This window comes from Pseudoalteromonas sp. SS15 (assembly GCF_049257195.1).
GTDB lineage: Bacteria > Pseudomonadota > Gammaproteobacteria > Enterobacterales > Alteromonadaceae > Pseudoalteromonas.
In genome coordinates, this window is sequence record NZ_JBMMUD010000004.1 from 86500 (window position 1) to 100125 (window position 13626).

The following is a 13626-nucleotide window of genomic DNA, read 5'->3' on the forward strand; positions in this document are numbered from 1 at the left end:
ATCAGTCACCTATTGTTGCTTGCATTGCAAAATTAATTTCTTCGTAGCCAAATCCACGGTACATCATATATCTCACCCGTTTGGCTTTTTCTTTATAATCGAGTTGTTTATCGCCTAAGCCATATTTTCTTTGGTAGGTCTCTAACGCTAATTCAAACCAATCTATTTCTTGTTCTTCGATTAGCGTCATCAGTTGGGCCCGATCAACCCCTTTATTTGTCGCCTCGGCCAAAACACGTTTTTGACCTAAGCCTTTATTTATTTGTCTGCGTAAAAAGCTCTCGCAGTAGCGCTTTTCATCAATATACCCTAAGGACTCACACCAACTTAAAAGCTGTTCTATGTAGTCTTCACTCGCATCTTTCATTCTCAGTTTTTGTGCGAGTTCTTTTTTTGAGTACTCTTGACGACCTAACAGCCACAACACGTAGTTTTTAAGCTTTTGCTTTGTTTGTTCATCCATTAAGCGTCAAATCGACCAGTGTTGATAGCGCTTGATTGCGACGCGTGTTTTTCGCCCTGCCCGTTATTGTCACTGATATCATCAGCAGGAAATATCGCCTGATATGAACAGAAAAAGCCGATATAAGCCACAGGCATGATAACCAGTAAAGGCACGAAACTTAATGGCATTGCTGCCAACATTAATACACCGATCACTAAGCTAAATACAGTAAGCGGTGCCATATTCGTTTGAAACACCTTCAAAGATTGCCCCAGCGCTTTAAAAATGCGGTTTTCACCTTTAAAAAAGACCAAAGGGAGTGCAAAGGCGAATGCCATTAAATTCACTGCATGAGCTAATAAAAATATACCAATGTTGCCAATCGACAAGGTATTCATCACTTCAGCTAATAATTGCTCATGATTGTGGTTTTCTGTTGCCTGCTGCATCAGTGCGAAAGTTTCAGAAAATAAACTGTCAGCTAATAATGTCAGTAAAATCACTGCGCCCATTTGATATAAGCCAAGTCTAAATAAGTTTAGGCGACGGCCTTTGATCGAAAACGGTTTAAGTATATCGGCAAGACTGATGGTTTTACCTTGCTGCTTGCTAATAACGGCCAAATAAAAACCGATCGTTAAAAAAGGCGCCGTAAATGCTGCAACTAATTGCAATGGAGGAAGCACCAAGGGGATCAATGCAACAACAATCATAAAGATGTACATAAACATAAAAGTCATCGGCTGGGTTTTAAATATATTCCAACCTTGCTTTAACCACTGCAAACCCGCAGAAGCACTAAAAACATTTATCTTTGAAGACATAAAGACCTAAAACTAATCAAAACACTGGAATTATACCTATCAAAACACAAAATGCGACCATAGTGGGTCGCATTGTGTTCTCGAATACAAAAGAAGGTGAAAAAGCTACTTTTTCTCAGGTACTTTTTCCATATCTAACATGTGTGAACCATGCTTCACTTTCGCTTCTAAATAATGACGGTTACCGTCTTTTATGTGTGCGTGAGTGCCGACAACTTTATCAACTTCAATGCCTGCATTTTTTAGCGCATTAAGTTTACGTGGATTATTCGTCATCAATTTAACGTGATTTAAGCCCATCGCCTGAAGCATCAAAACAGCGTCTGAGAAATCACGTAAGTCGTCATCAAAACCTAAGTGGTTATTCGCTTCGTAGGTATTCATACCTTGCGACTGTAAAACATACGCATCGATTTTGTTGTACAAACCAATACCGCGACCTTCTTGACGCAAATACAGAATGATGCCACCTTGCTCATGCATGGTTTCGATACATTCATTTAACTGTTCACCACAGTCACAACGTGAAGAATGGAAGACATCCCCCGTTAAACACTCTGAGTGCATACGAATAAGCGGTACTTCATTCTTATCAGCTTCATTAAAGATTAGAGCAACGTGCTCTTCACCATCTTGTAAACCATGAAACGATACAATTTCTGCAGGAATATGACTGTGCTGTCCTACATTCAGCTTCACTCTCGCTCTTACTTCTGCCACGACTTTTGCGAACCTAATAATTTTAAAGTGTTATACTATCACATTTTTGATAGCTTGAAATTTAGGAGCCCATTAAAACTTAGCTAAAATGCGCTCGTCGTATTTAGTAATATCCAATTCAACTTGATATTCACGCGCCAATGCATCTAATTCAGCTTGCCACATACTCAAATCTTCCATCGTGATGGTGTTGTCATCTAGCGTCCAAAGTTGTTTTGACCCAGAATAACTAAACTGCATTGCCAACATTGCATCAACATCGCCTTCTTTGGCGGCTTTTTTAATTGCCATCATCTTGCGTGTGATGCGATTAAGTGATTGTTTTAGATCCCACACATACGCAACTTCATACATAAATGGGTGCGACTTAACCTTTTTTAAAGTCAGACCTATAACAATTGAAGTCACTACCACGCCCAGTAAATTCCAATGAAAGTGACTACCATCTGCATCTGGGAACAATAAAATTAGCAACTGTGCTACCCCTAAACTGCCCACTGTAAGCGCGGCAATACAGGCAAAAATCACTTTATTAAGATGTTTTCTATAACGCGTTTTATCAATTTCTTGTAACTGCATATTACTTCCTCGGCAAACCTATACGTATTGTACTGTGGAACGGTTGATAAAAAAATTTAAAATTTTTTCACCCCTTTTTTCTTGCTGTGTCGTTTTAGAGGTAAGCAAACAAAAAAGAGGCGCTTATTATGATGACCTACACCATGCCAACTCCAGCTCAAACCATGACTAAAGTATCTGCATCAATTGTAATCGGTGCCATAGTGACCTTGGCTGCTTTTGCCTTTATGAATTATTTAATCAGCAGTGAAGAAAGAGCGCCTGTTGAAGTTAAAACCCCCTTTGAATTAGAGATCATGCAAGACAGACCAGACTCCGAGGTACAAACTAAAACAAGGCCTTTACCACCACCGCCGCAACCTAAAGCACAACCGCCAAGACCACAAACATCGGTACCGTCTGAGGTAGCAGGGCCACAAATTGGTATAGGCGGCCCAGTGATAGAATTAGATAGAACGCCAATCAACACGCAAATATTTGCACCACAAGATGGCGATGCAACCCCGATTGTCAGGGTGGATCCTAAATATCCAGCCGTTGCTGCTCGTGATGGCAAAGAGGGCTGGGTTGAAATGGCATTTTCAATCGATAAAGCAGGCAATGTAATTGATGCACAAGTTATTAATGCTGAGCCAAAACGTATTTTTAATCGAGAAGCATTAAGAGCACTAAAAGGCTGGAAGTACCGTCCTAAGATGGAAAACGGCAAGGCGATAGTGCAAACCGGTTTACAAGTTGTGTTAGAGTTCAAATTACAGCAATAAGCTAAATACCACCCCTCAATAATTCTTAATTAGGAGGAGTGGTATAAGTTAAGTTGATTGGCTTGTCAGCGAGATAAGCCAATCAATAGGGAAAAGAACAATCGGGAAAGTGCCTATGCTGATAGCATTAAAAACATGGTTACATAAGGTTTCACCCAGCAGAGATCCACTAGAGGCGTATAAACAGACTGGCGAAGATATCTATATAGAGATTTTAATCAATACCTATAGCCAAGACCTGTTTCATTTTTTGAGTGGACAAAGCGATCGTGAACTGGCAAAAGATATTTGCCAAAAAACGTGGCTCACCGTTGTAGAAAAAAGCCATCTATACCGTGATCAGCAAACACCAAAAGCATGGCTATTTTCAATCGCTCGAAATGCTCTACTAGACGAATTTAAGAAACAGAACCGTCTATCTTCACTCGATGAACAACACCATGAAGCTACGAGTAGCGAAGCTGAAGCGGATGAAAAAAACGCACTCTATGATGCACTCCTCACCCTGCCTTTTTTGCAAAGAGAAGCGCTCAGCCTGCAATTAGAAGGCTTCAGCTTACAAGAAATCGCAACGATCACACATAGCGAAGTTGAAACCATAAAAACCAGATTACGCTACGCCAAGCAAGCTTTAAAACAGCGTTTAGGAGACTCCCATGGCGAATGATGATGATTTTGATAAGACCTTGAAACAAGCTTACCAACAGCGTAAGCAACAGCAGGGTTTAACCAAACAAGACCTTGAGCTAATGAAGGCTAAATGTCGCCAGCCAAAACAAAATAAATTTTGGCAACAAGCACAATGGGCAATGGCTTGCGCTGGTTTGCTATTTTTAGGTGCCTTATGGATACAACCTGAAAATGAAACCACTCAGGTGTACGCGCTTGACTTGACCCAGTATGAACAAATAGAGCACCACAGCAAAGAAGATGGTCAATATAAAGTGCAGATCACTCGAAATCACACATTACAAAGCCCTGAAAGCATTCAAGCAAAACATTCAGAGTTACTCGCACAAGCGCGTTCATTCCATGGCCGGATCATTGATAACAACACAGAATTTTTGTTAATAGCTGACTGTAAAGAAAACACTTTACTGGAGATTGAAAAGTCATTGGTGAGAGATTTATCTGATATCAACCTTGAGGGGCAACTTCGTCAAGGTGAGCTGCTAGCCCTTACTAGCAATAAAAAAGGGCTGCTAGTAAACCTAACAACCCTTAATCAAAACCAGGGCACTTATAGCTGCCCTTAATCTATCTTGCTTAAATCATGATAAGACTTGCAACAAAGAAGCTTAACAATGCGAGTAACCCACCGACAAGTGCATAAGGTAATTGTGTTTTAACATGCGTCAATAAGTCACATCCTGATGCCAGTGCTGAGACCGCACTGGTATCAGAGATAGGCGAGCAGTGATCACCGAAAATACCACCACTTAAAATCGCCCCAACCACCAGCGGTGCAGGCAAGCCCAATGCTTGAATTAACGGCACACCAATTGGGATAAGAATAGCGAATGTGCCCCAAGATGTTCCCGTAGTAAACGACATTACCGCGCCAGTCAAAAATAGAACTGGCACAATCAAATAGATAGGTAAGTAGTCACCAACCAATGAAGCAACGAATTGTCCTGTACCCAGTTCTTTTAAACTCGCGCCTAAGGTCAAAGACAACAAAACAATGCTGACTAGCGGTAGTAGCTCACCCATGCCTTTGAAGCCAATATCAACAAGCTGGTGATGGGTAAACTGCTTGTGCGCAATTAACTGTAAATAGGCAACCATAGAAGCTAAAACCGTTGCATAAAGTACCGACTTAGAGCCACTACCACTGGCAAGTTCGCCATTGCCGGTCCAAAACATAAAGCCAATCATGCTGACAATTAAAGTTAGTAAAGGGATTAACATAAAGCGTGCTTTACTCGCAGCAGGACCCGCATCAATTTCTAAGTTTTGCTTTTCAAGTTGTTGCTCGGCTTCTTTCATTGGGCCGTGCACTTTATCGAACACAATGGTGTAAAGGACAATTAATAACGCAATAATGGCGTAAAAGTTAAAGGCCACAGAGCTCCAAAGAATACTCACTGCCGACTGCTCAAGCTCATAGTTGCTTAATAGCCCAAGTACATAAGCCCCCCAGCCGTTCAGTAAAATCAAGATGCACACGGGCGCACTGGTACTATCTATAATGTAGGCCAAACGCGCTCGACTCATTTTAAATTTATCGAACAAACCTCGTGAAACAATACCTGACGTCAACACACTCATATTTGATTCGATAAATACCGAAGTGCCAGTAAACATGGTAAGTAACCCAACTTGCCGTTTGCTTTTGGCAACCCCTAGATTCATCAATTTATTGACCGTCGCAGCGACACCACCCGATTCACGGATATAGGCCAATAGTGCACCAATCACAATACTGAATATAAGAATTCGGCTATTTCCTGCTGACGTTGCCACAGAAATGACACGTTCAACACTGTTAACAAAAGTAAGTAACCCAGACTGCCCTTGCATATATAGCAATAAAAACTCTGAGCTTATTACCGCCAATAACAAAGCCATAATGACTTCTTTACGCCAGAACACCACCAATATAGCTATCAGCGGCGGTAAAATTGAATACCAAGACATAAATTTCCTTAAGTGCGGTTTATTATTTTCCACAAATTACTGTAATGAAGTGTAATTCGTTAAGCACGATTAAACGAGTAAGCTTAAAGAGTAATATTTTAAAAACCAAGCTTTTGCGTTTTAAGAAAAAACACGTATGTGACACTTTCACCAAAAGTGGTACACTATATCGAAAATAACAATAATAAACGTACTACCTTTTTTGAGATAAAACCCTATAATAGGTACAACGTTATCTAAGAAGTAAACATCATGTCATCATTTTCGAAAATTAAAGCCTTATTGCCTCAGCTTTCTACCAGCGAAGCCAAGCTAGCAAATTTTGTTCTAGACAACGCGCAGCAGATCAGAACGCTATCATCTATCGAGCTTGCTCAAGCTGCAGGCGTGAGCCAATCAAGTGTCATCAAGTTTTCGCAAAAACTAGGCTATAAGGGCTTTCCTGCCTTTAAACTGGCTATCGTCGATGACCTAAACTTACAAAGTCTAAAACAACTTAATACGAATGAGCGACTACCTACAAACAGCGACGATCCTATTGCTGATTTGGCAGCTAAACTGATCCAACATCAAACCACAGTGTTAGAAGAAACATTACAATTAAACCACAGTGAAGATCTTAATCAGGTTATTGCAAAAATTAAAAGTGCACGCAAAATTTTGATTTGTGGTATTGGTAGTAGCAATCTAGTAGCAAATGACTTCGCTTTAAAGCTACAACAGATTGGCTTACCAGCGCTATCACAAGTGGATGAGATCAGTGCATCGGCTTATTTAGCAACCATGCACAAAGACGACTTGTTTATTGCGATTAGCACATCTGGCGACAGTAAGAGTATCGTCACATTAGCAGAGCAAGCTGCAAAGAATGAATGCTGTGTGGTCTCAATCTCTAAATACGGAAACAATGCATTAACTGAGCAAGCTGAACTAAACTTGTTTACTGCTTTCGAAAAAGAACCTGTAGAACATGCGGGTATTCTCACTCGTACCGCCAGCACGCTGATCACCGATGTGTTATTTTTGGGCTTAACCCAGTCTCACAGTCGTTGGCAAAAGCGCGCTAGCCTTGCCACAGACAATATGCGTGCAATTCGCCACAACTAACGCTCATAAATCAAATAAGGTTGGCGGCGCAACTTAAAGTGCTTAAGTTTAGGCTGCCAGCTTTTTTCAATCTCAGTTAAAGACTGCCCTGACTGCATCGCTTTTCTTAGTTTATCAGTGCCAGCCAGCTTATCCATAAACTTTGGATATTTAAAGAACACCTTATTTTCTGCCTTAAATTTATTGTAAGCGCCCACAAACCAAGCTAAGTCAAATTCTGTGCCTTGATGAGCTCTAAGGTCTTGACCATAAGCAACAGTGTCTTTTAGTTTTGGGTTTAGCGCAGCACCAGGTGTCGAAACGGGCGTAAATTCAAATTTACCCAGCTTCACGTCATTGTGGCCGAATACTTGAAATGGAAAATCGGTACCACGGCCAACTGATACGGGTGTCGCTTCAAAAAAACACAACGAAGGATAAAGCGCTATAGATTGACTATTCGGCAAATTCGGACTTGGCTTAATGGGTAACTCAAACGGCTCGGATAAATCGTAATCAGATACTGCAACCACGGTTAATTCAGGTTGCTTTTCAGTGTTTAGCCAGCCCTCTCCCACTATCATCTTTGCCAGCTCTCCAACTGTCATGCCATGCAAGACTGGGATTGGATGCATACCAACAAATGATTGAAACTCAGGCTCTAAAACTGGCCCATCAATTAAGTTGATATTAGGGTTTGGTCTATCTAATACTATGACTTTTTTACCGGCTTCAGCAGCAGCCTCAAGTACATAATGCATGGTGCTAATATAAGTGTAAAAGCGAACGCCCACATCTTGAATATCAAAAATAATGACATCCACATCAGCCAAATCAGTTAACTTTGGTTTTTTCGATTTTCCATATAAAGAAATAATGGGTAAACCCGTTTTGCCGTCTATTTGGTCATTGATCTTAGCGCCAGCGTCCTGCTTTCCTCGAAAGCCATGCTCCGGAGAAAATACTTTTTTTACGTCAATTCGCTTCTCTAATAGCACATCAAGCAAGTGCTGCTCTTTTACCTGTGCTGATTGATTTACAACTAAGGCAACACGTTTGTCTTTTATTAATGGTAAATATGTTTGCACTTGCTCCGCACCGACTTCTAGTGCTTTTAATAAAGGAGTAAATAACAAGATGAAGATCAATAATAGCTTGGCTTTCACAACAAAACCCTTTCAGACATAATATGTACATCATACCAATTTGCGCTAAAAAACAATGAAAAGACCGACCATTACCATTCATTACTGTGTTTTGTGCCAGTGGCTTCTGCGAAGCGGGTGGCTTGCCCAAGAATTACTCTCAACTTTTAGTGATGATTTACAACAAGTCGCTATTGCACCAGCTTCAAAAGGTGTGTTTGAAATTTACTATAACGACGAGCTAATTTGGTGTAGAAAACAAGATGGCGGTTTTCCTGAGGCTAAAGAGCTAAAACGTCGTGTCCGAGACAAACTCGATCCAAGTAGAGACTTAGGACATATAGATAAATAGCATGGCTTAAACTCAGCCTAATTAACCTGAGCTTTGGTTAAGAGATTTACTAAAGTATTTATATTGAAATGATAAGAACTTTTTCAAGTCTGCAGCCGGAGACTTTTAGCGATAACAAGGCGAATTTACGCATCAATAGCTGGCCTATTGTAAGTAAATTCAACGCTGTTAGCGCTGAAAGTAGCCGCTGGAGATAGATTTATTATCCAAAGCTCAGGTTAATTAAGTCATCTTTCTGTGTATTTGACTCATCACTGTGCCCAACTCGACCATATTACTAATGGCATCTATGGGCATAGGCTTGGCAAAGCAGTACCCTTGGAGTTGTGAACAGCCCGCATCTGCTAATCGCTTTGCTTGCCCACAATACTCAACCCCTTCAGCAACGGTACTTACCCCTAAACTTTTCGCCATATTGATGATCACCACAGCTAGGTCATCTTCTTCTCTGTCATAGTTTAAGTCATCAACAAATTTTTTATCTATTTTTAGCGTGTTAAACTTCAAATGCTTAAGGTAAGTTAAACTCGAATAACCAGTGCCAAAATCGTCGATAGCGACACTGAAGCCCTTTTCTTGTAGAACCTCTAAAGACTGTCGCATCTCATCTAAGTTCGCAATCAACGATGTTTCTGTGATTTCAAGCTCAATATTCTTAGGAGAAATTTGGTAGCAATCCAGTAAAGATTCAAATTCACTTAGAAAGCTTTCATCTAACAACTGGTCAGCGGTTAAATTTACACTGAGCTGTAAATTTACTGAAGTGGTGATCCAACGGACCAAAGACGTCATGGCTTTTTCTAATAACTGCAGCGTGACTTTATTCATCAACCCCGCTTCTTCAGCAACAGCAATAAACTCATGGGGCCCTTTTAACTTTTCCTGAGTTTGCCAGCGAGCGAGCATTTCTAGCTTCTCCAGTGCAAAACTCTTCGCATTGACGATGGCTTGGAAGTAAGGCTCGAACTGACCATGTTTGAGACCCTGAACCAGCTCAGCTTCTCGTTCTATACGTTGTTCGACCTCTTTGTCTAGCTGGGAATTGTAAAACTGGTAATTACTTTTATTGACCTTTTTAGCTCTGTACATAGCCGTATCAGCATGCTTCATCAACATTTCAGAATTAGTACCATCATCAGGATACACAGCAATCCCAGCACTCAAGGTCACATTCAGTTGAATACCTTTTAACTCGTACTCCCCGCTACAAGTCAGCAGCACTTTCTCAATCACTGTATGGATATGCGCGCGCTCTTTAATGCTGTCGACTAAAATAACAAATTCATCGCCGCCCATACGCGCCACGGTATCGCAACTTCTTAAACCTCTGTTTAGCCGGTGCGCAACCTCTTGTAACAGAAAGTCACCAGCATCATGACCTAAAGAATCATTAATATTTTTGAATTTATCAAGATCAATAAAAATAACAGCAAAAGCATGTTGATTTCTATCTGCTCGATTACAAGCTTGTGCCAGCCTATCTTGTAGTAACAAACGATTTGGTAAGCCTGTTAAAGCATCATGATGAGCCAGATGATTCATTTTTCGAGTCATCATTCGAGACTCTGTGACATCTTGAAACACCATGACAGAGCCAATGATTTCACCTGATTTACTATAAATTGGTGAGATAGAGTCTTGAATAGCAAACACCAAGCCCAAGTGATTCTTAATGCAAGTGAGCTCAGGCAAGCCTAAGGTCGCACGCTGCCTCATACAATGATCTGTCACTTGATCAATGGGCTCCAAGGTTTCCTCATTGAATAAAGGCATAACCTCAGAAAATGGCTTACCCTTCACTTCTTTAGTTAATTTCGCCAAAACCGCTTCTGCAACGGGGTTCATATAGGTAATGCGGCTGGCTTTGTCGGTACAGATAACACCATCACCGATAGAGCTTAAGGTGACTTCTAACAGCTCCTTTTCTTCAGACAGCGCTTGGGTTAGCATCAACTTGTCAGAGATATCCTGAAATGAAATGATTGTTTGCGCGTGTTTGTCTTTATCATCTACCACATCTGCAAATAGGCTTAATGACAGTTTGCGTTTTGAGAAGGTCGTTAGTTTCACTTCTGGTAAATAAAAATGAGATTGTCCTTGAGCACCACATTTCAGTAAATCACTGGCATTTTCTTCGCTCAGATACTCGCTCAGATAACGCCCTTGTAAGTCTTTGAAATCACATTGCATGGCATCTAAAAACCCCTTGCTTGCATGAACAATTTGCCCTTGTTCATCAATGGTGACTAACATTACCTGACTGTACTCGAAACTATGCTGAAAACGCGCATGATCCAATAAAACAGTTAACAAAAATAAAGATGTACACACAGCAAAAAGCAATTCAACACTGCCATTTATACCTAAAGGCGATATTTGCTGGGCTTGTTCCGATAAAACTATCATCGAAGAAAATAGCATCGCCAACACCACATTTAGCGAAGCAAACTGTTTGCCGTTTAACAGCAAACGACTGGCAATAAAGAGCAGCAAATTAACCATGAAAAAACTACTTAAAGAAAATAAAGCTATTGGCATTGCCGCTAAACAAACTACACATGCTAGCAGCCAAGACCAAGAAAATACTTGGCCCTCTTGCTCTTCATCATGAGACAAAGCGTGTGAAGCAAATAGCAATATTGAGAAGGTTTGTAGTAAATGTTCTACCTCTGGCTCCATACCGATAAAATAAGCGCTTCCCTTGGATAAAGCTAACGCTACACTGACAAAAGACACCACACCAATAAGGTATGCGAGCGCAAGTCGCTTCAATCCGACACTCTTTATTTTATAGTGACGAATTTTTCCAGACAGGAAATAAACCTGTCCCACGATCAAAAGATGAAATACCACATTGATAATGAGTGATTGAGGCAGAGACAATAGCCACATGCTAACACTAAGCAAAGTCGCTAATACTGGAAAAATAAAACGGTTTAGACCTTGCCAAAAACGATGAGCAATTAACAAGCAGACAACATCTGCCAAGATGATTAAGCTTGGAGAGATAGGATCAGCTAAAGTAAAGGTTTCACCCAGTAAAGCTGAACTAAAGTAAGCAATAAACACAATAAGAACTGTTAATACCATGTTGTTGCGATGCATCCATTCTTCCCAAATCAACATTGACCAACTTTAAGTGTTTATGATGAAGCTCAAATAATCAAGGTCACTTAGCAACTATAATAAAATCTAGAAACTTCTGAATTTATTATCTATGCTCAATAAAAATATTCATCAGAGCGAAATAATGCTTAAAGCTGCTCAATCAACTGATGCTGTTGGAAATTTTATCCGGGTTGCCAATATCATTGCCAACTTAGATATCATCTTGACCGAGGCAAAAAACCTATCACTCACCGCTAAGAATGCGCGCGTTGTTGCGCTACGTGCTGGCGATTCAGCGTTTGGTTTTAAGCCCATTACTAATTTTATTGATGAGTTTTCAGATCAAACCATCAAAACCACAGCTGAAATTTCCACCTTATCAAACCAGCTCTTCACTTTGGCGCTTGCAGTGGTTAGGTGCAGTAACTTCATTAACCATATCCAAAAAGCCAAAAGGGCTTCAAGCGATAAAACCTTAGACACACTTCTCTCAAATGGGTGTGATGACCTTATGGTTAAATCCAAAGCCTTAGAGCACGCTATCTTTAATTTAGAAAGCTACTTTGAAGACATACAAAAGCAAATGCGAAGTGCCGAATACATTGCTGTTACGAGCCGTGTAGAAGCCTCAAACGCAGGGGATTTCAGTGAAAGCCTGCAAGGGGTTTCTGACTTTATAGCCAGTGCTGCAAAAAGAATTAAAGCAGCTGTGACTGACAACCTCAGTGAAATATCAAAATTAAGAGGAGTGATGCGTTGAAATCAACCGAACTATACTCAAGTGCGAGTCACACATGGATAGTACTGGGGCGAGATGATAGTAAACCTGAAAAAATCATCGATACCAACCAATACCTAATAAAAAGCGCGCAAGAAGCCATCATTCTAGATCCCGGCGGCGTCGAACTTTTTTCTCCTATGCTGGCAAGTATACTCAAGCATGTTGACCTTGAACACGTCACTACCTTGTTTGCCTCTCACCAAGATCCTGACATTATCTCGTCACTGGGACTTTGGGATAAAACCATTCCCAATGCCAAGCTTCATGCCCCTTGGTTATGGGAAGGCTTTATACGCCACTTTGGTATGGAAAACATTGAATACGTACCAATTAAAGATGAAGGTGGTGAAGTGAGAGTAGGATCTGCAACATTAAAGTTTGTACCCGCTCACTACTTGCATTCATCAGGTAACTTTAACGTTTATGACCCGCAAGCAAAAATACTGATGAGTGGTGATATTGGCGCCTCTTTAGAGCATGGGGAAGTCCCTATGTTTGTCGAAGATTTTGCAGCACATGTAAAGCATATGGAGTACTTTCATCGTCGTTGGATGCCATCTAATAGCGCCAAAAACAATTGGATTGCGCGAGTAAAAGAACTCGATATCGAGATGATGGCACCGCAGCATGGCCGTATTTTTAAGGGTGAAGCTGTACAAGAGTTTTTAGAGTGGTTTGCCAAATTAGATGTGGGTATCGCTTCTTAGAAGCTCAGTCATACTGCACTTTAAAGCATAAAAAACCCAAACATCACGTTTGGGTTTTTTATTAAAACGATTAATAGAATCGTGAATGCGTGGTTGAGTTACTTATCAGACCAAATTGCCAGCTCATTACCGCTGGGCTCTAAAAAGTGAAAACGTCGCCCACCGGGAAAAGCAAAAATGTCTTGGCAAATTGTCCCACCCGCCTTTTGCACTTCCTCCAAGCTACACTCTAGGTCTTCACTGTATATCACCACCAGTGCACTACCAGAATTAACATTCGCCATCTTGTCAGCTTGATAGAAACCGCCCTCTAAACCTGAACCACTAAAAGCAATATATTCAGGGCCATAAGGGGTAAAATCCCAGCCAAAGACACGATGAAAGAACACCTCGGTACTACCTAAATCCTTCGCTGCAAATTCGACATAATTAATCGCATGATGTTTCATCTTTCAATTCCTTTAATAATTCAAGT

15 protein-coding genes are annotated in these 13626 nt (G+C 40.7%); 7 read left to right on the top strand and 8 right to left on the bottom strand.

Annotated features, from left to right (window positions below; translation table 11 throughout):
* Position 1 precedes the first annotated feature (1 nt).
* The 4 genes from AAEU28_RS09730 to AAEU28_RS09745 all read right to left on the bottom strand — a co-directional run bounded on the left by AAEU28_RS09730 (position 2) and on the right by AAEU28_RS09745 (position 2568).
* Complete coding sequence (locus tag AAEU28_RS09730; protein WP_058031811.1) at positions 2-463, bottom strand: regulatory protein RecX; 462 nt, start codon at positions 461-463, stop codon at positions 2-4.
* Positions 463-1269 (bottom strand): BPSS1780 family membrane protein, encoded by an 807-nt coding sequence (locus AAEU28_RS09735; protein ID WP_421963933.1) that lies wholly within the window; start codon positions 1267-1269, stop codon positions 463-465. The genes AAEU28_RS09730 and AAEU28_RS09735 overlap by 1 nt, the downstream gene beginning before the upstream one ends.
* A gap of 105 nt (positions 1270-1374) precedes the next feature.
* Positions 1375-1989: a GTP cyclohydrolase II gene (locus AAEU28_RS09740; RefSeq protein WP_130255062.1), complete on the bottom strand. Its 615-nt coding sequence runs from the start codon at positions 1987-1989 to the stop codon at positions 1375-1377.
* A gap of 72 nt (positions 1990-2061) precedes the next feature.
* Complete coding sequence (locus tag AAEU28_RS09745; RefSeq protein WP_421963934.1) at positions 2062-2568, bottom strand: DUF3087 domain-containing protein; 507 nt, start codon at positions 2566-2568, stop codon at positions 2062-2064.
* A 128-nt stretch (positions 2569-2696) separates the two neighbouring features.
* Here AAEU28_RS09745 and AAEU28_RS09750 point away from each other — a divergent pair, with 128 nt between their 5' ends.
* The 3 genes from AAEU28_RS09750 to AAEU28_RS09760 all read left to right on the top strand — a co-directional run bounded on the left by AAEU28_RS09750 (position 2697) and on the right by AAEU28_RS09760 (position 4588).
* Complete coding sequence (locus AAEU28_RS09750; RefSeq protein ID WP_421963935.1) at positions 2697-3332, top strand: energy transducer TonB; 636 nt, start codon at positions 2697-2699, stop codon at positions 3330-3332.
* Between the two features lie 115 nt (positions 3333-3447).
* Entirely contained in the window at positions 3448-3999 is a 552-nt protein-coding gene (locus tag AAEU28_RS09755; protein ID WP_421963936.1) for an RNA polymerase sigma factor, read from the top strand.
* Positions 3989-4588 carry a hypothetical protein gene (locus AAEU28_RS09760; RefSeq protein WP_421963937.1) on the top strand — a complete coding sequence of 200 codons (600 nt, stop codon included), beginning with the start codon at positions 3989-3991 and terminating at the stop codon, positions 4586-4588. Before AAEU28_RS09755 ends, AAEU28_RS09760 begins: the two co-directional genes overlap by 11 nt.
* 10 nt (positions 4589-4598) lie before the next feature.
* Here the strand turns inward: AAEU28_RS09760 and AAEU28_RS09765 are convergent, their stop codons facing one another.
* On the bottom strand, positions 4599-5972 hold the full coding sequence (locus AAEU28_RS09765; RefSeq protein ID WP_421963938.1) for a Na+/H+ antiporter NhaC family protein: 1374 nt from the start codon (positions 5970-5972) through the stop codon (positions 4599-4601).
* Between the two features lie 252 nt (positions 5973-6224).
* Here AAEU28_RS09765 and AAEU28_RS09770 point away from each other — a divergent pair, with 252 nt between their 5' ends.
* Positions 6225-7079: a MurR/RpiR family transcriptional regulator gene (locus AAEU28_RS09770; RefSeq protein ID WP_421963939.1), complete on the top strand. Its 855-nt coding sequence runs from the start codon at positions 6225-6227 to the stop codon at positions 7077-7079.
* On the opposite strand, the gene AAEU28_RS09775 is transcribed toward AAEU28_RS09770, so the two are convergent.
* Positions 7076-8224, bottom strand: coding sequence for an exo-beta-N-acetylmuramidase NamZ family protein (locus tag AAEU28_RS09775; protein WP_421963940.1), 1149 nt, complete (start codon positions 8222-8224; stop codon positions 7076-7078). The genes AAEU28_RS09770 and AAEU28_RS09775 overlap by 4 nt on opposite strands.
* 55 nt (positions 8225-8279) lie before the next feature.
* On the opposite strand from AAEU28_RS09775, the gene AAEU28_RS09780 reads away from it, so the two are divergent.
* Positions 8280-8555: a SelT/SelW/SelH family protein gene (locus tag AAEU28_RS09780; protein WP_421963941.1), complete on the top strand. Its 276-nt coding sequence runs from the start codon at positions 8280-8282 to the stop codon at positions 8553-8555.
* Between the two features lie 222 nt (positions 8556-8777).
* On the opposite strand, the gene AAEU28_RS09785 is transcribed toward AAEU28_RS09780, so the two are convergent.
* The gene (locus AAEU28_RS09785) at positions 8778-11681 is read right to left on the bottom strand and encodes an EAL domain-containing protein (protein WP_421963942.1); all 2904 of its coding nucleotides are present in this window, start codon (positions 11679-11681) and stop codon (positions 8778-8780) included.
* 124 nt (positions 11682-11805) lie between these two features.
* Here AAEU28_RS09785 and AAEU28_RS09790 point away from each other — a divergent pair, with 124 nt between their 5' ends.
* Positions 11806-12423 (top strand): chemotaxis protein, encoded by a 618-nt coding sequence (locus tag AAEU28_RS09790; RefSeq protein WP_421963943.1) that lies wholly within the window; start codon positions 11806-11808, stop codon positions 12421-12423.
* Complete coding sequence (locus AAEU28_RS09795) at positions 12420-13151, top strand: MBL fold metallo-hydrolase (RefSeq protein ID WP_421963944.1); 732 nt, start codon at positions 12420-12422, stop codon at positions 13149-13151. The genes AAEU28_RS09790 and AAEU28_RS09795 overlap by 4 nt, the downstream gene beginning before the upstream one ends.
* A 98-nt stretch (positions 13152-13249) precedes the next feature.
* On the opposite strand, the gene AAEU28_RS09800 is transcribed toward AAEU28_RS09795, so the two are convergent.
* Positions 13250-13600, bottom strand: a complete 351-nt coding sequence (locus AAEU28_RS09800) for a VOC family protein (protein WP_421963945.1) — start codon at positions 13598-13600, stop codon at positions 13250-13252.
* Positions 13601-13626 lie beyond the last annotated feature (26 nt).

Coding starts and splice junctions, on each gene's coding strand:
- AAEU28_RS09755 (WP_421963936.1), top strand. CDS start 3,448: ATGCTGATAGCATTAAAAACATGGTTACATAAGGTTTCACCCAGCAGA.
- AAEU28_RS09780 (WP_421963941.1), top strand. CDS start 8,280: ATGAAAAGACCGACCATTACCATTCATTACTGTGTTTTGTGCCAGTGG.
- AAEU28_RS09785 (WP_421963942.1), bottom strand. CDS start 11,681: ATGTTGATTTGGGAAGAATGGATGCATCGCAACAACATGGTATTAACA.
- AAEU28_RS09790 (WP_421963943.1), top strand. CDS start 11,806: ATGCTTAAAGCTGCTCAATCAACTGATGCTGTTGGAAATTTTATCCGG.
- AAEU28_RS09765 (WP_421963938.1), bottom strand. CDS start 5,972: ATGTCTTGGTATTCAATTTTACCGCCGCTGATAGCTATATTGGTGGTG.
- AAEU28_RS09770 (WP_421963939.1), top strand. CDS start 6,225: ATGTCATCATTTTCGAAAATTAAAGCCTTATTGCCTCAGCTTTCTACC.
- AAEU28_RS09735 (WP_421963933.1), bottom strand. CDS start 1,269: ATGTCTTCAAAGATAAATGTTTTTAGTGCTTCTGCGGGTTTGCAGTGG.
- AAEU28_RS09800 (WP_421963945.1), bottom strand. CDS start 13,600: ATGAAACATCATGCGATTAATTATGTCGAATTTGCAGCGAAGGATTTA.
- AAEU28_RS09760 (WP_421963937.1), top strand. CDS start 3,989: ATGGCGAATGATGATGATTTTGATAAGACCTTGAAACAAGCTTACCAA.
- AAEU28_RS09750 (WP_421963935.1), top strand. CDS start 2,697: ATGATGACCTACACCATGCCAACTCCAGCTCAAACCATGACTAAAGTA.
- AAEU28_RS09745 (WP_421963934.1), bottom strand. CDS start 2,568: ATGCAGTTACAAGAAATTGATAAAACGCGTTATAGAAAACATCTTAAT.
- AAEU28_RS09730 (WP_058031811.1), bottom strand. CDS start 463: ATGGATGAACAAACAAAGCAAAAGCTTAAAAACTACGTGTTGTGGCTG.